We start from the raw sequence: 17,789 nt of genomic DNA on the forward strand, positions 1-17,789 counted from the left end.
TTTTTTGCGTAAGACCGATCATGAAATCCGATAGCGCAATTATCAGCTTCATAGAGAATTTTCCGGTCTCCGCCAGCCTCAAGGAAGCAGACACCGGCAAATACATTATTAATAATAGATACAATTCCCGGCAATTCGGCGTTGAGAATCCGGCGGAACTCGTAGGCCTGACGATCAATGATCTGAAATTCTGTCAACCGGAATGGGGCGCGCAATACGCAGCCGCCATTCAGAAGCTTGATTTTCGTGCGCGCGAAAAGAAAACGCATGTACTCGGCAGGCACCATTTTCTCGACGACAGCGGCGAGGCCCAACTGGAGGAAATGGTCAAATTCCCGGTGCTAGGTTCCCGGAAGAATATTCTGGGCATCGTCACGTATCGGAATGACATTACGCCCACGCTGCCGCCCAACAGCCTCTACCAGCTCTACCTGAATTTTTACGACGTCATGAGTGCGATCAAGCGTGTGCTGGCGTGTCTCGAGATCGTTCCATACTTCGTCACGCTACCTACCGATGCCCAGTTCCGGGTTTTCCTCTTAAAGACTGAGCGGCTCACCAACAAGGAAATCGCCAAGTTTCTCGGCACGTCGGACCGCACAGTGGAAACCCATCTGGACGCCCTGCGCAACAAGGTAGTCGACGGCAATCTGCCCCACGTCCTTTCCCTCGTCAAATGGCATACCCCCTACGCTTCCGATTCAACCCCCTGCTGAGAATCGCGCTCACCGCCAATCTGTTCGAGTGGTACGAATTCTCGCTGACGGCTTTCATGGCCCTCGAAATCGGCCGGCTATTCTTTCCCGCCGCCAACGACAAGACGGCGCTCATGCTGAGTTTCTCGGTGTTCGCGAGCAGTTACCTGGCGCGGCCTTTCGGCAGCGTCTTTTTCGGCGTACTGGGTAATCGGTTCGGCGCGGGGACCGCACTCAGATTAAGCATGATCGGCATGGCGATTCCGGCGTCGTTGATCGCTTTTTTGCCGACCTACCAGACGGCGGGTTATCTCGCGACGGGGCTGCTGATCGCCCTGAAAATACTGCAAGGTTTTGCGGCCGGCGGTGAGTTGCCGTTGAGCGGTTATTTTGTGTCGCTCAACGTGGTGGATAAAAATCGCGGCCTCTACTGCGCGGTGGTCGTGGCGAGCGGCTTCGTCGGTATGTTGCTGGCGTCGGGGATCGTTCTGGCTCTGCCCTATTGCAGCGCCAAGCTGCAACGCTTGCCGGCGGCGGCTCGCGGCGGGTATCTCACCGAGGTATGGCGCTGGCCGTTCCTGCTGTGCATTCCGCTGTCGCTGTGGATCTATTCGCTCAGGTCTTCGATTTCGACGAAACCGGGTAATCAGGCCGATCGTGCATCGCATGCACGGCCCTTATTGCCGTTGATACAAGCCATTGTTCTGGTGGCGTTCATGGAGGCGCATCTTTATACGGCGTTTGTCTGGTTGCCGGGGTATCTCCGCACCTATCTCGGCGTGTCCAGTTTCGACGCTCATTCGACCAACGTGATTACGCTGGTGATTTTTTCACTGTCGATGGTCGCGGCGGGTTACGCCACACGCTGGATAGAGGCATCGAGGCTCGCCCTCATTGGTATCGTGTCTCTGGTCTGCAGTAGTTATCCGCTGTTCGCGTTTCTGCAGCGCGGTGATTTCCTGACGCTGCTGATGGTGCAGGCGGCATTTGCCGTCATGGCGGGTTGTCTGGTCGGCGTTATTTTTGTCGTGCTGCCCGACCTGTTTAAAGACAACTGGCGCAGTTTTGGTATGGTGACCACCTATTCGCTCGCTACCGCGGTGTTTGGTGGGACAGCGCCTGTTGTCGGCGCTTATCTGATCAAGGTGACGCATCTGCTAACCGCGCCCGCGCTTTATATCACCGTGATGGGTGTGCTGGCCGCGCCGGTTGCGTACAGCATTTGCCTGAAGCAACGGAACTTGATTAAGGCGGCCGTCGATCCGGCTGAGGCCGAACAACGACGTGCGTCGTCATCGATTGTTTAACGCTTTTCGCTGAGCTTTAATGAGTCATCTCATGCAGTTACCGCAGACGTTTCTGGTCACGCCTGAACCCGTGGCTGGGAAACCTTTTGGCGACTTTATCGCGTGCCTGGAACGCAGTCTCGAAGCGGGTGTTCGTCTGGTGCAGTTGCGCGCCAAGACGCTGGATGCGCCGCAGTATGCCGGGTTGGCCGAGCAGGCGCTGGCGTGCTGCCGGCGCTACGATGCGCGTTTGCTGGTGAATGCGTCGGCCGAAGTGGCGCTGGCCGTGCACGCCGATGGGGTTCACCTCACGAGTACTCGGCTGATGGCTTGTAGCAGCAGGCCGTTGCCGTCTGGGCTGCTGGTTTCGGCTGCGTGCCATGACGAACATCAGGTGCTGCATGCGAACCGGATAGGTGCGGATTTACTGACCATCTCGCCTGTTATGCCGACGGCCACTCATACGACTGCCACACCCCTGGGTTGGCCGCGTTTTCGTGAGCTTGTGGCACTGACCAAGATTCCGGTTTATGCGTTGGGCGGGATGAGCGTTGATAGCCTGGATGAGGCTCGTAAGTCGGGAGCTCATGGGATTGCGGCGATTCGGTCGCTTTGGGTTAGCGTTGGTGAATAGGGGGTTAGTCTTCGGCCCATTTGCCTCGAAGCGAGATTTTGAGCCCCCAAACAAAAAACCCCGCAAGTCATAGACTTTACGGGGTTTTCTGAAGAAACTTGGCGGAAAGGGTGAGATTCGAACTCACGGTACCCCTAAAGGTACACTGGATTTCGAGTCCAGCGCATTCGACCACTCTGCCACCTTTCCGGGTCTTCCAACTTGTCAGCTGTAAGGCTGCTTCGTCAGATCTCAAGCGGGTCGTTGCTTGAGAGAGAAAGATTATAGAACAGCTCAATCCGATTTCCAAGCCCCTCGTCAAAAAAACTTCAAAGAGACCTGGTCAAGCCGCCGGCACTTCCAACCGCTCCGTCCCACCCAGGTACGGACGCAACGCCGCCGGCACCGTCACCGAGCCATCGGCATTCTGAAAGTTCTCCAGCACGGCGACGAGCGTACGCCCCACCGCCAGCCCCGAACCGTTCAGCGTATGCACCAGCTCCGGCTTGCCTTGTGCATTGCGGAAACGCGCCTGCATCCGGCGAGCCTGGAACGACTCGGTATTCGAGCAGCTCGAAATCTCGCGATACGTGTTCTGCGCCGGCACCCACACTTCGAGGTCGTAAGTCTTCGCGGCCGAGAAGCCCATGTCGCCCGTACACAGCGTGATCACGCGATACGGCAACTCCAGCTTCTGCAGAATCGCTTCCGCATGACCGACCATCTGTTCCAGCGCCTCATACGACGCATCCGGCGCGACGATCTGCACCATCTCGACCTTGTCGAACTGATGCTGGCGGATCAGGCCACGCGTGTCGCGGCCGTACGAGCCCGCTTCCGAGCGGAAGCACGGCGAATGCGCGGTCAGCTTGATCGGCAGCGCGTCGGCTTCGAGGATGCTATCGCGCACCGTGTTGGTCAGCGAAATCTCCGACGTGGAAATCAGATACTGCGTGACCGTATTCTCTTCACCGCCCTTCTCGACACGGAACATGTCGTCGGCGAATTTCGGCAACTGGCCGGTGCCGTACAGAATTTCCGGATTCACGATGTACGGCGTGTAAACCTCCGTATAACCGTGCTGCTCCGTATGCGTGTCGATCATGAACTGCGCCAGCGCGCGATGCAGCCGCGCAATCTGGCCGCGCAGCATCGTGAAACGCGCGCCCGACAGCTTCGCGCCGGTCTCGAAGTCGAGGCCGAGCGGCGTGCCGACGTCGACGTGATCCTTTACCTCGAAATCGAACTGGCGCGGCGTGCCCCAGCGGCGCACTTCCACATTGCCGGCTTCGTCGGCGCCGTGCGGCACGCTTTCGTGCGCGAGGTTCGGCACGCCGAGCAGCAGGTCCGACAGGCCCTTCTGAATCTCTTCGAGGCGGGCCGCCGACGCCTTCATCTCGTCGCCGATACCGCCCACGTCGGCCATCAGCGCCGAGGTGTCTTCGCCCTTGCCTTTCATCGCGCCGATCTGCTTCGACAGGCTGTTACGGCGCGCCTGCATCTCTTCGGTACGGGTCTGGGTATCGCGGCGTTCCGCTTCGAGCGCGGTGAAAGCCGCCGCGTCGAGGGTATAGCCGCGGTCGGCGAGGCGCTTGGCGACGCCGTCGAGGTCTTTGCGCAGCAGCTGAATGTCGAGCATGGGATGGGGCGGGTGTTCGTTATATGAAGCTGGGATTTTAACGCACCGGCGCGGGCGGCCGGTGCGTTAGATGATGAGCGCGTGCGGAATGCCGGCACCGGGCGAATACCCTCAGTCCTTCTTCGGCTTGTTCTCGCTGCGCCACTGCGCATCCAGTTCGGCCAGACGCGCCATCTTGTCGCCGATCTTGCCTTCCAGACCGCGCGGCGTCGGCTCGTACCAATGCGGATCGCGCATATTGTCCGGCAGATAGGTCTCGCCGGCCGCATACGCATCGGGCTCGTCGTGCGCGTAGCGGTATTCGTGACCGTAACCGAGCTCCTTCATCAGCTTGGTCGGCGCATTGCGCAGATGCACCGGCACGCCGCGCGACTGATCCTTGCCGACGAACCGCCGCGCTTCGTTGTACGCGTTGTACCCGGCGTTCGACTTCGGCGCGACCGCCAGATAAATGATCGCCTGAGCCAGCGCCAGTTCGCCTTCTGGCGTGCCGAGGCGCTCGTAGGTTTCGGCGGCGTCGAGCGCGATGCGGGCCGCGCGCGGGTCGGCGAGACCGATGTCCTCCCACGCCATCCGCACGATGCGGCGCGCGAGGTAACGCGGGTCCGCGCCGCCGTCGAGCATGCGGCAGAACCAGTACAGCGCGCCGTCCGGGCTGCTGCCGCGCACCGATTTATGCAGCGCGCTGATCTGGTCGTAGAACGCGTCGCCGCCCTTGTCGAAGCGGCGCAGATTCTCGGCGAGCGCGCTGCCCAGCAACGCGCCATCGATCTCGGTGGTTTTCTGCTGCGCGGCCGCGCGGGCGACGATTTCCAGGTTGTTCAGCAGCTTGCGGCCGTCGCCGTCGGCGGAACCGATCAACGCGTCGCGCGCTTCGTCGGTGAACGTGAGGCCGCCGAGTTCCTGCTGTGCACGGTCGAGCAACTCGCGCTGCTCGTCGTCGGTGAGACTCTTCAGCACGTAGACGGCGGCTCGCGAGAGCAATGCGCTGTTCACTTCGAACGACGGATTTTCCGTCGTCGCGCCGACGAACACGAACAGCCCCGACTCGACGTGCGGTAAGAACGCGTCCTGCTGGCTCTTGTTGAAGCGATGCACTTCGTCGACGAACACCAGCGTCTGGTGCCCGTTCGCGCGATGAATCTGCGCGGTCTCGACGGCTTCGCGGATATCCTTCACGCCCGAAAGCACCGCCGACAACGCGATGAACTCGGCGTGAAACGCATCCGCCATGAGCCGCGCGAGCGTGGTTTTACCGACGCCGGGCGGGCCCCAGAGGATCATCGAATGGGCTTCGCCGGATTCGAACGCGACCCGCAGCGGCTTGTTCGGGCCGAGCAGATGCTTCTGGCCGATCACTTCGTCGATATTGCGGGGCCGCAGGCGTTCGGCGAGCGGAACATTGGCGCGGGGTTCTTCAAACATGACGTTTTGGGGATAATCTCGGCTTTTCCGGACGCGGTCCGTATGAAGGCGGCGGGTTGCCGGATGAATCAGGCCGGCACTTCAGCGTGCGAAGGTGCGGGCAAGGTCCTGCATTATGACAGTGACTGACAGCAACGGCGGCCGGCGGAAGGCCACGCGGATTCGGGCAGCGTGGCAAACGCCGCCCTTCGGACACGAATCGGACAAGACGCAGACGGCCTTTACCGGCGCGGATAAAGACACAGGTGCGTCTTGATGTGCAGATTCGGATTGCCGCAACGATGACCCGCATAGTCCACCTGCTCGCCGGGCCCGAGATCCATGGGGGGCGTCCCCGCTTTTGCCGAGTTTGAGGACGACGGCGAAGCTGACGTGCTGCCGGAAGTCACCGGTTTGCGCGAAGGACTCGCGCATCCGGCGAGACTGGCGATGACAAGAACCGTGACGAGCGATCGAGACAGGAGTGCGCGCATGATCCACCGTAGAGAGCGACATCGGGATGGGCATCTTGCAACGCGACGGTCGCCGTCAACGTGACGCGAAAATGACGAAAATCTCATGCTCCAAGGCCTGCTGCGAAGCACCTTCAGCGACCGGGCAACGCTGACATTTTTCTCATCTGGCGGTCATGGTCACGCACTGCCGGCTTCTCATACTGGGCTCCTGATTCGCCAACCGGCAATCGCTTCCCAGGAGATCCAGATGAACGCCATCAAACTGTCCACGCTTTCCGTCGCGGCACTGCTGTCTATCGGCGCGCTCTCTCAAACCGCGCAAGCGCAGGCCCAGGCGCCTGGCAAGTCGCGTGCGCAAGTACACCAGGAGTTAATCAAGGCTCAGCACGATGGTTCGATTCCGCTCGGCAAAACACAATACCCGCCGAACGAGGCGGTGATTGCGCAGAACAAGCAGACCCACGCGGGCACACGACACAAAGGAGAAACCGCGCCCGCGCTCGACCAGCATGACGCCCCCAAAGCGCGCTAGCGCGGACTGCCGCCGGACGTTTGACGTCCGGCGGCTCAGCGATCAATAGCGCTTAAATAGAGGTCACTCTGTCGCCTGCCTGATCCGGGAACCGCAGCCAGAACCGCGTCAGAACATGCGGCCGGCTCTGCACGCCGCACTCTCCCCCGTGACTATTCATGATCGATCTGACGATCGCGAGCCCTAGCCCGGTGCCCGACGCAGAGTTGTGCCGCGACGGGTCCACCCGGTAGTAGCGCTCGAAGATCCGTTCGATATGATGCGTGTCGATGCCGGGGCCCAGGTCCGACACGCTGATCGTCGTCGCGTCGTCCGCCTGATTGCAGTCGACGGTAATCGCAGTCCCTTCAGGCGCATGAGCCAGCGCATTCGACAGCAGATTGCTGAGCGCTCGCTGATACAGCAGCAGGTCCGCGCGCACCACACCCTGCCCCGTCACGACGATCGACACGCCCGCATCTTCCGCCACCGTCTCGTAGTACCCCGCGACACGTTCGGCCTCCGCCACGGCATCCAGCTCGCGCAGCGACAGCGATGCATCGGCCTGCTCGGAGCGGGCCAGAAACAGCATGTCTTCGATCATCCGCGACAGTCGCTGATATTCGTCGACGCTCGACTCGATCACGTCGCGATACTCGTCCGCGCTGCGGGGCTGCGCCAGCGCGACCTGGGCCGCGGCCTGCAGATTGGTGAGCGGCGTGCGCATGTCGTGCGCGAGGTTCGATGAAAACTGGCTCAACCGCGTGAACGCCTCGTCGAGCCGCGCCAGCATGCCGTTGAAAGCACGGCCCAACTCTCTCAACTCGCCGGACGTATCGAGCGCCGGCAGCGGTTGCGCGAGGCGGCTGGTCGACATATCTTCCGCGCGCGCCACCAGCCGGCGCAGCGGGCTCAAGCCGAGCAGCGCGATGCCATAGGCCAGCGCGGCCGCCGCCACCACGCCCAGCACTTCGATCAGCACGATCGTTTGCGCGCTGGCGCGCAGCAACGCCTGATCGCTGGAGGCATCGTACTGAACCGCGACGCGCACCGACGCGCCGCCCGGGTCCTCGAGCGACGCGTTCGCCACCAGGTATCGGAGCGCCGAACGGCTGCGCTCCAGCCGAACCGGTGCCGGAATCGACAGAACCGGCGCATAAGGTTGAAACCCTGCCGTGCTCAGCAGACGATTGCCTGCCGCGTCATAAATGGCGAGATCCATATTCCGGTGACCATGCAATTGATCGACCCATGTCTCGGCGGTACGCGCAATGTCATCCGGATTGCGTATGGCGGTCAGGTGCATTTGCAGCGCGCTCACGGTCTCGGCCATCTGCTCGAGCGACGCCGACTCGATGCGATTGCGCAGCGCCTCATACAGCCCGAAGCCGCTCGCCGCGAGCACCGCCGACGTGGACAGAATGATGAGCGCCGTCAATCTCGCGCGTAGCGTGCGCGGCAAGATACGCCGTATCACGTGCCGCTGCTCCGGTGTTCCAGCACGTAGCCCATGGCTCGCACCGTGTGAATGAGCTTGGGTTCGTAGGCGTCGTCGACTTTGGAGCGCAGCCGCCTGATCGCCGAATCCACCACGTTCGTGTCGCTATTGAAATTCATGTCCCAGACCTGCGACGCAATCGTCGCGCGCGGCAGAATCTCCCCCTCCCTGCGCATCAGTAGCCAGAGCAGCGCGAACTCCTTCGCGGTCAGCAGAATCGTGTCGCCCTGGCGGGTGGCCTTGCGGCGCGTCAGATCCAGCTCGAGGTCCGCGACCTTGAGCAAGGTCGATTCGCGCGGCTTGCCGCGCCGCAGAATCGTGCGCACACGGGCCACCAGTTCGACGAAATCGAACGGCTTCACGAGGTAGTCGTCGGCGCCGAGTTCGAGACCCTTGACGCGGTCCGACACGTCGTCGCGCGCGGTGAGAAACAGCACCGGCGTCTGCTTCGTGCGCCGCAGTTTCTCCAGCAGTGTCCAGCCGTCGTGACCGGGCAGCATCACGTCGAGAATCAGCAGGTCGTAGTCTTCCGTCTCGGCCTGATGCAAGCCCGTCACGCCGTCCTGAACCCAGTCGACCACGTAGCCCGCCTCGGTCAAGCCCTTGCGCAGATAGGCGCCGGTCTTCGGCTCGTCTTCTACTAAAAAAATCCGCATGCGAACCTACCTTGAAATTAAACCGAAGCGGCGCAGCATCTGACCGACGCCGCCGCGAAACAATCCGGCCACGATGAGGGAACGCCACGAGCCCGAATGCGCGACCCGATAGAGCACGGGCAACACCAGCAGCGTCAACGCCGTGGACGACAGAATGCCACCAATCACCACCGTCGCCAGCGGGCGCTGCACTTCGGCGCCCGTGCCGGTCGCGAAGGCCATGGGCAGAAAGCCCAGCGACGCCACCAGCGCGGTCATCAGCACCGGCCGCAGCCGCGTCAGCGCACCGTCGCGCACGGCCGTGTCCAACTCCGCGCCTTCGTCGCGCAGGCTGCGGATAAACGAAATCATCACGAGACCGTTCAACACCGCGACACCCGAGAGCGCGATAAAGCCAACCGCCGCCGTAATGGATAGTGGAATACCGCGCATCCACAGCGACAGCACGCCACCGCTCAACGCGAACGGAATGCCCGTGAACACCAGCAAGCCGTCTTTCGCGTTATTGAACATGACGAACAGCAGCACGAATACCATGAAGAGCGCCAGCGGCACGACGAGTTTCAACCGCTCGCTCGCGCTCTGCAGTTGCTCGAACTGGCCACCCCACGACAACCAGTAACCCGGCGGCACCTGAACCTCGTCACGAATCCGCTCGCGCGCTTCGGCCACGAACGAACCCACGTCGCGCCCGCGCACGTTCGCGCTCACCACCACGCGCCGTTTGCCGTTTTCGCGGCTGATCTGGTTCGGGCCCGGCGCTACCTCCACGGTGGCCAGCTCCGCGAGCGGCACGTAGGGCGCCTGAATCGACGGTGAAGTCGCGGTCGCCGTCTTGCTCCCGGTCGTGGCCGGCGAGAACGGCAACGCGATCGGCAAGCGCTTGATCGCTTCGATATCCGAGCGCAATTCGTCCGGCAATCGCACCACGATGTCGAACCGCCGGTCGCCCTGGAATAGCGTGCCCGCCTTCTGGCCGCCGACCGCGGCCGCGACCGTGTCCTGCAGATCGCCGACCGTGACGCCGTAGCGCGCCAGCTTGTCGCGGTCGAGCCTGAGCGTGAGCACGGGCAAGCCGGTGGTCTGCTCGACTTTCACCTCCGCCGCGCCCGGCACTTTCTGCAGCGCGGCCGCGATCTTCTCGCCGGTGCCGTTGAGCACCGTCATGTCGTCGCCGAAGATTTTAACGGCTACGTCGCTACGCACGCCCGAGATCAACTCGTTGAAACGCAACTGGATCGGCTGCGAAAACTCATACGCGTTGCCGGGCAACGCGGCGAGCGCCGCCTCGATTTCCCCAACCAGTTGCTCGCGCGTCTTGCTGGGATCCGGCCACGTGTCCACCGGCTTCAGCATGATGTAGCCGTCGGACAGATTCGGCGGCATCGGGTCGGCGGCGATCTCCGCCGTGCCGGTGCGGGCGAACACCCGCTCTATTTCCGGAAAGCGCTGCTTGAGCGTGGTTTCGATCGCCTTCTGCATCTCGACCGACTGCGATAGACTCGTGCCCGGAATGCGCAGCGCCGCGACCGCAAGATCGCCCTCGTTCAGGCTCGGGATGAATTCGCTGCCCAACCGCGTCGCCAGTAAAACACTCAACGCGACGATTGCCACCGCGCCGCTCAGCACGCGCCTGGGCCGCGTCATGAAGGCCGCAAGCACCGGGGCGTAGAGCCGTTTCGCCCAGCTCATCAGGCGATTGTCCTTCTCTTCGACGCGCTCGCCGATAAACAGCGCGACCGCGGCCGGAATGAACGTCACCGTCAACACCATCGCAGCGGCCAGCGCCATCACGACCGTCACCGCCATCGGGTGGAACATTTTCCCTTCGACACCCGTCAGCGCGAAGATCGGCAGATAGACCACCATGATGATGAGCTGGCCGAAGATCAATGCGCGCCGCGCTTCCTGTGACGCCCGGAACACTTCGGCAAAACGTTCGTCGCGAGTGAGCGGCCGGCCCGCCAGCGTCTGCGCATGCGCCAGCCGCCGCACGCAGTTTTCGACGATCACCACCGCGCCGTCGACGATGATGCCGAAATCGAGCGCGCCGAGACTCATCAGGTTCGCGCTGACCTTCGCGTTGACCATGCCGGTGAACGTGATCAGCATGGACAGCGGAATCACCAGCGCGGTGATCAGCGCGGCGCGCAGATTGCCGAGGAACAGGAACAGCACGACGATCACGAGCACCGCGCCTTCGAGGAGGTTCTTCTTCACCGTTTGCACGGCTCTTTCGACAAGCACCGTGCGGTCGTACACCGGCACCGCGCGCACCCCTGCCGGCAGCGTGCGATTGACGTCGTCCATTTTCGCGGCCACGGCTTTCGCCACCGTCCGGCTGTTTTCGCCGATCAGCATGAACACCGTGCCGAGTACGACCTCTTCGCCGTTCGCGGTCGCGGCGCCGGTACGCAACTCGCGGCCAATGTCGACCTGACCGACATCCTTGATCCGCACCGGCACCCCGCCGACGTTGGTCAGCACGACGTTGGCCAGGTCCTCGACCGAACCGGCCTGACCCGGCACCCGCACGAGGTACTGTTCACCACGCCGTTCGATGTAGCCCGCGCCGACGTTGTCGTTGTTGCGCTCGAGCGCGCGCACCACGTCGGCCAGCGTCAGGCCGTACGACATCAGCTTGGCCGGGTTCGGCGCAACGCGAAACTCCTTCACGAAACCGCCCATGGAGTTCACTTCGGTGACGCCCGGCACGTTGCGCAGTTGCGGCTTGATGACCCAGTCCTGCAGCTCGCGCAAATCCACCGGCGTGTAGCGCGTGCCATCCGTTTTGCGCGCGGCGGGGTCCGCCTCGACGGTCCAGAGATAAATCTCGCCGAGACCCGTCGAGGTCGGCCCCATCGCAGGCGTGGCGCCGGGCGGCAGCTTGTCCTTCGCTTCCTGAATGCGCTCGTTCACCAGTTGGCGCGCGAAGTAGATGTCGGTGCCGTCCTTGAAAATCACCGTGACCTGCGAGAGGCCGTAGCGTGAAATGGAACGCGTCTGCTCGAGATTGGGCAGGCCCGCCATCGCCGTTTCGACCGCGAACGTAATGCGCTGCTCGGCTTCGAGTGGCGAATAACCCGGCGCGGCCGTGTTGATTTGCACCTGCACGTTGGTGATGTCGGGTACGGCGTCGATCGGCAGCTTCTGGTAGCTGTAGACGCCCAGCGCTGCGGCAGCGGCGACAGCCAGCATGACCAGCCAGCGGTGCGCCAGGGCGAAACGAATCAGTCTCTCAAACATGGAGATCGTCCTGTGAAACCGGGTGATGGACGCGCGCGCCGTGTGTCGCGCGGCGTCGGAAAAATGCGCGGCGGCTGTTACTCGTGCTCGGCGCTGCCCTTGCCGAGTTCGGCCTTCAGCACGAAGCTGTTGGCGGCCACGTACTGCTGGCCCGTCTTGAGCCCTTTGACGATCTCGACGACGCGTTCATCGCGCCGTCCCGTCTCGACGCCTTGCGCGACGAAGCCCTTGCCCGACTGAACGAACACCGCCGGCGCGCCGTCGATGTCCTGCAGCGCGTCGCTCGCCACCGCAAGCGGTACGGCTTGCCGGCCGGCGTCGACCGAGACGTTGACGAACATGCCCGGGCGCCACGCGCCGTCGGGATTCGGCAGGACCACGCGGGCCGGCGCCGTGCGCGTCTGCTCGCCCAGCAACGCGCCGACATACGCAATCGGCCCGCTCGAGGTCGACTCGAACGCCGCGGCGCTGACGCGCGCTTCGCGGCCGACGCGCACGTCGTTCAGACGCTGCGCCGGCACCGCCATCTCGGCCCATACCGACGACAGATCGGAGATCACGAACAGATTGGCGTCGGCCGCGACGGCCTCGCCGGGCGTCGCGTGTTTCTCGACGATCGTGCCGCCGAACGGCGCGCGCAATTCGTAGCGGTTCAACGCGCCGGCGGAGACCGGCGCATTCAGCGCGGACAGTTTCGCCCGCGCGTTCTGCGTGGCGATCTCGGCTTCGCGCAACTGCACCTGGGCCTGCAGATAATCCTGCTCGGCCGAAATGCGTTCCTGCCAGAGTGTCTTTTCGCGTTCGTAAGCGGTACGCGCGGCGCCGAGGCGGCGTTGCGCGGTCAGGAGTTCGCTTCTGCGCTCGGCCAGATCGACGCTCGCGATCACCGCCAGCACCTGCCCTTGCGCGACCTTTTCGCCGACCGACACGCCGACGCGTTCCACCACGCCGGCCACGCGCGGCACGACATGGGCGGTACGGTCTTCGTTGAATTTGATCTCGCCGGGAAGCTCGAACGACGTGACGACTTGCGCCGGGCCAACTTGCGCGACATCGATACGTGCGGCCTTGATCTGCTCCGGGCTCAGCGCGAGCGCGCCGTCGACGCTGGAAAAAACAAACGACGCGGCTTGCGCCTGCCATTTGAGATTGATGCTTGCATCGAAGACGTGCGGCTTCGCGATCGCCTCGGTGGAGACGAATTTTTGCCCCACCGACACGAATTGCAGGGTTTCCTTCGAACCGTCGTAACGCGTCACCGAGGCGGATAACGTGACGCCCTTGCCAACGGCCTTGCCGTCGACGAACGGATAGACGACGAGACGCGCATTACCCGGCTTTTCGGACAGCACGATTTCGACGGCCAACGCGCCGTCTTCAAGCACGGTGCCGCCGTGCTGGCCGAGGGCCTGGGCCTGGGCCTCGATCGGGTTCGCCTGCGAGGCTTCGGCGCGATTTTCCGCCGCGACGTTCGCCGGCGATTCACGTGTCAACGCCAACGCGGCAAGCGCGATACTCGCGCCGCCGACAAGGGTCGCACTGACGACGATGAGCTTTCTGCGCGACATGATGAATCCTTCAAGGTTGAGAGGGGGTACGGGCGGCATCGGTGCGCAACGGCGTGCCGACCAGCCGGCCGATATCCGCGTAGGCCAGATGCGCGTCAGTCAGCGCCTGCACGTATTGCGACTGCCGCTGGAAAAACGTGCGCTGCGCGTCCAGCACGTCGAGGAGGCCGAACTTGCCGAGTTCGTAGCCGCGCGACATCGCATTGAGTGCCTCACGTGCGGCGGGCAAGACGTCGGCGCCTAGACGGCGGGCTTCCTGCGTTGCGCGTTCGTAGTTGGTATAGGCCTGGGCCAGGGCCAGTTGCAGGCGCGCCGTCTCACTGTCGAAATCGGCGTGCGCCTTCCCGGCGTTATAGACGGATTCGAGTAGCGCGCCTTTGTTGGTGTCGAATAACGGCAGCGGAATCGAGACGCCGACCACCGCCTGGTTGCCACGCGCGCCGCCGGCCGTGATCCGTTTCATGCCGGCGCTGAAGGTGATATCGGGAATCCGTTTGGCACGCTGCACCGAGATGGCGGCGTCGGCGCGCTGCATTTCGGCGCGCGCGGCTCGTGCGAGCGGGGCCTCGGCGAGGCGCGGCATGAGCTGAGCCAAAGGCTCGACGGCGGGCAGGCTTTCCATCTCACCGGAAGCCGGACGCTCGCGCACGAGCGGACTGCCGGTGACGTTCGCGAGCGTTTCCATGGCCATCTCGACGCGCGATCTGGCGTTGCCGAGTTCGATCTGTACGGCGGTCGCGGCGACGCGGGCCTGGGTCGCCTCGACCGGCGAAACCTTGCCCGCACGCACCCGCTTCGCGGCGAGTTCGGCGGAGCGGGCCGCGATACGCGCCGATTCTTCCGCGACCTTCAACTGGCGTTGCGCGGCGAGCAGGCCGTAAAACGCGGCGATTACGTCGGAGCGCAGCGCCGCGCCCCGGCCGTCGAGCGACGCGAGCGCCACCTCACGGCCATACGACGCGACGTCGAGACGCGCCTGACGCTTGCCGCCCAGTTCAACCAGTTGGCTTACCAGTGCGGTGCTGGTCCGATCGGGCCCGCTGAAGCCTTCCTGCAGAAACGAGATGTCGGGGTTGGGGCGCGCGCCCGCTTGCATGAAGGCGCCCTGGGACGCGTCGGCAGTGGCGCGTGCGCCGCGTAGCAGCGGATTGTTCTGGGCCGCGAGGCCGAGCGCTTCGTCGAGGGATAACGGCGACGTGGGTGTCGTGAGGGCAGCGCTTGCTGTTGTTTCGGCAGCAGCGCCTGCCGATGAATCTTGCGCACGCTCAGGAGTGGCTGTCCCCGGCGATGCATAAGCGGACGCCACGGCGGCAAGTGCAAGACAGGCAACGAGGTTGCGGGTAAGCATGGCGTAGAGAATTCGTCGAATAAGTCGGCCGATGCTAAGGTCCCGCCGCGGTGCAAACATGAGGCGAAAATGACAAATCCGTCATGTTTCGCGGCGGCTCCGGTGCGGGTCGAGTGACGCCTGAAACCTGGCCGGGGACGTGGTCGATTCGTGGTCGATCCCAGGCCGATTTAATGCCGATCCGGGCCGTAAGCTGATTTAGGGATAATCTCGGGTTCGCCGGCGGCTGCCCGCCGCCGCGGCGACCTTTTCACGCAGCGCTCACACCAACTTAAAACAGCCGTATAGCAGTTATTTCAGCGTCAGCAATAGATCAAGCATCACCAACAGGGACAAGACCAGATGGCACAAGATCCACTCGCCGGCGACGCCGGTTCCACCTACGCACCGCTCATGCCGGTGCCCGACGCGCGTCGCGCATTCCGCACCGGCGACGCATTCGCGCTCTGGTTCTCGCTCGGCATCGGCCTGCTGGTCGCGCAAGCAGGCGCGCTGCTGGTGCCCGGCTTATCGCTGCCGCATGCATTGCTGGCCATCGTGATCGGCAGCGTGATCGGCGTGGTGCTGCTGGCGCTCGCCGGCGTGATCGGCACGGACACCGGCCTCGCGGCGATGTCGTCGCTGCGGCCGACGCTCGGCGTGCGCGGCGCGTCGGTGCCCGCCGTGCTGAACGCGGTACAACTGGTCGGCTGGGGCTCGTTCGAAGTGATCGTGATGCGCGATTCCGCCGACGCGCTCGCCAAACAGTCGTTCGGCTTCTCCATGCCGCTGATCTGGACCGTGGTCTTCGGCTTGCTGGCGACGCTGCTGGCGATCAGCGGCCCGCTGTCGTTCGTGCGTAAATTCCTGCGCACGTGGGGCATCTGGCTGCTGCTCGCGGGCGCGGCGTGGCTCACGTATAACCTGCTGGCCAAACACGATCTGGCCGCGCTGATGCGCCGTCCGGGCACGGGCGAGATGTCGTTCGGCGGCGCGATCGATCTGGTGGTGGCCATGCCGTTGTCGTGGCTGCCGCTGATCGCCGATTACACGCGCTTCGGCCGCAAACCCGGCGAGACGTTCCGCGGCACGCTGCTCGGCTATGGCATTGCGAACCTGTGGTTCTACGCGCTAGGCGCGATCTACGGCCTCGCGGCCGGCGGCGGCGATGCCTTGCTGACCGGCGCGCTGGCCCAGGCCGGCGGCGGCCTCGCGCTGCTGCTGATCCTGATCGACGAAGTCGACAACGCGTTCGCCGACATTCACTCGGCCGCAGTCTCGACCGGCACGTTCTGGACGCGCGGCAGTGTGCCGATGCTGTCGGCCGCGTTCGGCGCGCTCTGCACGCTGGTCGCGCTGCTGGTGCCGATGGCGAAGTATCAGAACTTCCTGCTGCTGATCGGCTCGGTGTTCGCGCCGCTGTTCGGCGTGGTGCTGGTGGATCACTTCATCGTCCGCAAACGCCGGATCGAAGCTGCCGTGCTCGCCGATCTGCAAGGCCGTTACGGTTTCTCCGGCGGCTGGCATCTGAGCGCGTTCGCCGCGTGGGCGATCGGCATCGTGTCGTATCAGGTGATCAATCAGTGGCTGCCGAATCTCGGCGCGACATTGCCCGCGCTGGCGATCGGCGCGGTGTGTTACTACGCGCTGGTGTCGGTGCGCAAGACGGCGTATGCGTGAGGTTTGATGTCACGCGGTAGCGTCGTCTGAAAATGCGAAAAGGCCTGCAAATGCAGGCCTTTTTTACTTTCCCGGTACGCGGTACGACGTGTGGCTCGTCGCGTCCTATCGCGTGGAAGCCCGATACTCGACGCCCGGCAGCACGCATAGCAACTCGAACGCCAAGTTCGCACCCAGCAGCGCGGTCGTGCCGAACGGATCGTACGGCGGCGCGACTTCCACCAGATCGCAGCCGACGATATTCAGCCCATGCGAGCCGCGAATGATCTCGAGCGCCTGCGGCACCGTCAGCCCGGCGATTTCCGGCGTGCCCGTACCCGGCGCGAAAGCCGGATCGATCCCGTCGATGTCGAACGTGATGTACACCGGGCCGTCGCCCATACGTTCGCGCACGCGCGCCATCAGCGGCGCCAGCGACTGGTTCCAGCACGCCTCGGCCTGCACGACCTCGAAGCCCTGATCGCGGCACCAGTCGAAGTCTTCCGCCGCGTAACCCGTGCCGCGCAAACCGATCTGCACGACGCGCTCGCAATCCAGCAAGCCTTCTTCGACCGCGCGGCGGAACGGCGTGCCGTGCGCGATCTTCTCGCCCATCATCGTGTCGTTGACGTCGGCGTGCGCGTCGACGTGAATCAAGCCGACCTTGCCGTGCTTGCGATGAATCGCGCGCAGGATCGGCAGCGCGATGGTGTGGTCGCCGCCCAGCGTGATCGGCTTGCAATCGTGCTGGAGAATTTCGTCGTACGCGGCTTCGATGCGCGCGATCGAGTCGTGCAGGTTGTACGGGTTGATCGCGACGTCGCCCAGATCGGCCACCCGCAGCGAATCGAACGGCGCGGCGCGCGTCGCCATGTTGTACGGGCGCAGCAGCACCGATTCGCTGCGAATCTGGCGCGGCCCAAAACGCGCGCCGGTACGGTTCGAGGTGCCGAGATCGAACGGCACGCCGACGAAGCAGGCGTCGAACCCTTCGGCCGAGCCGACGTTCGGCAGGCGCATCATCGTCGCGATGCCGCCGCAGCGGGGCATGGCGTTACCGGAGAGCGGCTGCGGCCGTTCGCCGGCGTCGGGAGAAATGAAGGAAGAAGGTTTCATCGTGGCTCGGCAATGAAAAGGCGCTGCAAACGGACTGCAAGCGAAAAACGTGCGAACCGGCCGAGGAGAAAGCATAAGAAGCGCACCTTGCCGGG

Annotated in this window: 13 protein-coding genes and 1 tRNA gene; 5 read left to right on the top strand and 9 right to left on the bottom strand. The window is 63.7% G+C overall.

Going from position 1 to position 17,789, the window contains the following annotated elements; all coding sequences use genetic code 11:
• Positions 1-20: 20 nt before the first annotated feature.
• Genes FA94_RS14735 through FA94_RS14745 form a run of 3 tightly spaced genes read left to right on the top strand, consistent with a single transcriptional unit; the run spans position 21 to position 2,615 of the window.
• Entirely contained in the window at positions 21-716 is a 696-nt protein-coding gene (locus FA94_RS14735) for a sigma factor-like helix-turn-helix DNA-binding protein (RefSeq protein ID WP_051981235.1), read from the top strand.
• Positions 677-2,002: an MFS transporter gene (locus FA94_RS14740; RefSeq protein WP_081935940.1), complete on the top strand. Its 1,326-nt coding sequence runs from the start codon at positions 677-679 to the stop codon at positions 2,000-2,002. The genes FA94_RS14735 and FA94_RS14740 overlap by 40 nt, the downstream gene beginning before the upstream one ends.
• A 19-nt stretch (positions 2,003-2,021) precedes the next feature.
• A complete protein-coding gene (locus FA94_RS14745) occupies positions 2,022-2,615 on the top strand; it encodes a thiamine phosphate synthase (RefSeq protein ID WP_035552372.1) in 594 nt (197 codons plus the stop codon).
• 99 nt (positions 2,616-2,714) lie between these two features.
• Here FA94_RS14745 and FA94_RS14750 read toward each other — a convergent pair.
• The 3 genes from FA94_RS14750 to FA94_RS14760 form a co-directional block, all read right to left on the bottom strand.
• Positions 2,715-2,804 (bottom strand) — tRNA-Ser (locus tag FA94_RS14750).
• Positions 2,805-2,937: 133 nt separating this feature from the next.
• Entirely contained in the window at positions 2,938-4,233 is a 1,296-nt protein-coding gene (serS, locus tag FA94_RS14755; protein WP_035552374.1) for a serine--tRNA ligase, read from the bottom strand.
• Between the two features lie 111 nt (positions 4,234-4,344).
• The gene (locus tag FA94_RS14760) at positions 4,345-5,658 is read right to left on the bottom strand and encodes a replication-associated recombination protein A (protein WP_035552376.1); all 1,314 of its coding nucleotides are present in this window, start codon (positions 5,656-5,658) and stop codon (positions 4,345-4,347) included.
• A 558-nt stretch (positions 5,659-6,216) separates the two neighbouring features.
• Between FA94_RS14760 and FA94_RS14770 the strand changes: the two genes are divergently transcribed.
• Positions 6,217-6,645 (top strand): DUF4148 domain-containing protein, encoded by a 429-nt coding sequence (locus FA94_RS14770; RefSeq protein ID WP_353611441.1) that lies wholly within the window; start codon positions 6,217-6,219, stop codon positions 6,643-6,645.
• A gap of 52 nt (positions 6,646-6,697) precedes the next feature.
• On the opposite strand, the gene FA94_RS14775 is transcribed toward FA94_RS14770, so the two are convergent.
• The 5 genes from FA94_RS14775 to FA94_RS14795 form a co-directional block, all read right to left on the bottom strand.
• The gene (locus FA94_RS14775) at positions 6,698-8,101 is read right to left on the bottom strand and encodes a heavy metal sensor histidine kinase (protein ID WP_035552381.1); all 1,404 of its coding nucleotides are present in this window, start codon (positions 8,099-8,101) and stop codon (positions 6,698-6,700) included.
• On the bottom strand, positions 8,098-8,778 hold the full coding sequence (gene irlR / locus FA94_RS14780; RefSeq protein WP_035552384.1) for a heavy metal response regulator transcription factor IrlR: 681 nt from the start codon (positions 8,776-8,778) through the stop codon (positions 8,098-8,100). Before irlR ends, FA94_RS14775 begins: the two co-directional genes overlap by 4 nt.
• A gap of 6 nt (positions 8,779-8,784) precedes the next feature.
• The gene (locus FA94_RS14785; protein WP_035552387.1) at positions 8,785-12,024 is read right to left on the bottom strand and encodes an efflux RND transporter permease subunit; all 3,240 of its coding nucleotides are present in this window, start codon (positions 12,022-12,024) and stop codon (positions 8,785-8,787) included.
• A 77-nt stretch (positions 12,025-12,101) separates the two neighbouring features.
• Positions 12,102-13,592: an efflux RND transporter periplasmic adaptor subunit gene (locus FA94_RS14790; protein ID WP_035552390.1), complete on the bottom strand. Its 1,491-nt coding sequence runs from the start codon at positions 13,590-13,592 to the stop codon at positions 12,102-12,104.
• Between the two features lie 10 nt (positions 13,593-13,602).
• Complete coding sequence (locus FA94_RS14795; protein WP_035552392.1) at positions 13,603-14,940, bottom strand: TolC family protein; 1,338 nt, start codon at positions 14,938-14,940, stop codon at positions 13,603-13,605.
• A 342-nt stretch (positions 14,941-15,282) separates the two neighbouring features.
• On the opposite strand from FA94_RS14795, the gene cytX reads away from it, so the two are divergent.
• Complete coding sequence (cytX, locus tag FA94_RS14800) at positions 15,283-16,599, top strand: putative hydroxymethylpyrimidine transporter CytX (RefSeq protein ID WP_035552393.1); 1,317 nt, start codon at positions 15,283-15,285, stop codon at positions 16,597-16,599.
• Positions 16,600-16,704: 105 nt separating this feature from the next.
• On the opposite strand, the gene speB is transcribed toward cytX, so the two are convergent.
• The gene (gene speB, locus FA94_RS14805; protein ID WP_035552395.1) at positions 16,705-17,694 is read right to left on the bottom strand and encodes an agmatinase; all 990 of its coding nucleotides are present in this window, start codon (positions 17,692-17,694) and stop codon (positions 16,705-16,707) included.
• Between the last annotated feature and the right edge of the window lie 95 nt (positions 17,695-17,789).

Source organism: Burkholderia sp. 9120, assembly GCF_000745015.1.
Classification (GTDB): domain Bacteria; phylum Pseudomonadota; class Gammaproteobacteria; order Burkholderiales; family Burkholderiaceae; genus Paraburkholderia.

Coding starts and splice junctions, on each gene's coding strand:
- FA94_RS14795 (WP_035552392.1), bottom strand. CDS start 14,940: ATGCTTACCCGCAACCTCGTTGCCTGTCTTGCACTTGCCGCCGTGGCG.
- FA94_RS14760 (WP_035552376.1), bottom strand. CDS start 5,658: ATGTTTGAAGAACCCCGCGCCAATGTTCCGCTCGCCGAACGCCTGCGG.
- FA94_RS14790 (WP_035552390.1), bottom strand. CDS start 13,592: ATGTCGCGCAGAAAGCTCATCGTCGTCAGTGCGACCCTTGTCGGCGGC.
- serS (WP_035552374.1), bottom strand. CDS start 4,233: ATGCTCGACATTCAGCTGCTGCGCAAAGACCTCGACGGCGTCGCCAAG.
- FA94_RS14745 (WP_035552372.1), top strand. CDS start 2,022: ATGAGTCATCTCATGCAGTTACCGCAGACGTTTCTGGTCACGCCTGAA.
- FA94_RS14740 (WP_081935940.1), top strand. CDS start 677: ATGGCATACCCCCTACGCTTCCGATTCAACCCCCTGCTGAGAATCGCG.
- FA94_RS14735 (WP_051981235.1), top strand. CDS start 21: ATGAAATCCGATAGCGCAATTATCAGCTTCATAGAGAATTTTCCGGTC.
- FA94_RS14785 (WP_035552387.1), bottom strand. CDS start 12,024: ATGTTTGAGAGACTGATTCGTTTCGCCCTGGCGCACCGCTGGCTGGTC.
- cytX (WP_035552393.1), top strand. CDS start 15,283: ATGGCACAAGATCCACTCGCCGGCGACGCCGGTTCCACCTACGCACCG.
- FA94_RS14770 (WP_353611441.1), top strand. CDS start 6,217: ATGCTCCAAGGCCTGCTGCGAAGCACCTTCAGCGACCGGGCAACGCTG.
- speB (WP_035552395.1), bottom strand. CDS start 17,694: ATGAAACCTTCTTCCTTCATTTCTCCCGACGCCGGCGAACGGCCGCAG.
- irlR (WP_035552384.1), bottom strand. CDS start 8,778: ATGCGGATTTTTTTAGTAGAAGACGAGCCGAAGACCGGCGCCTATCTG.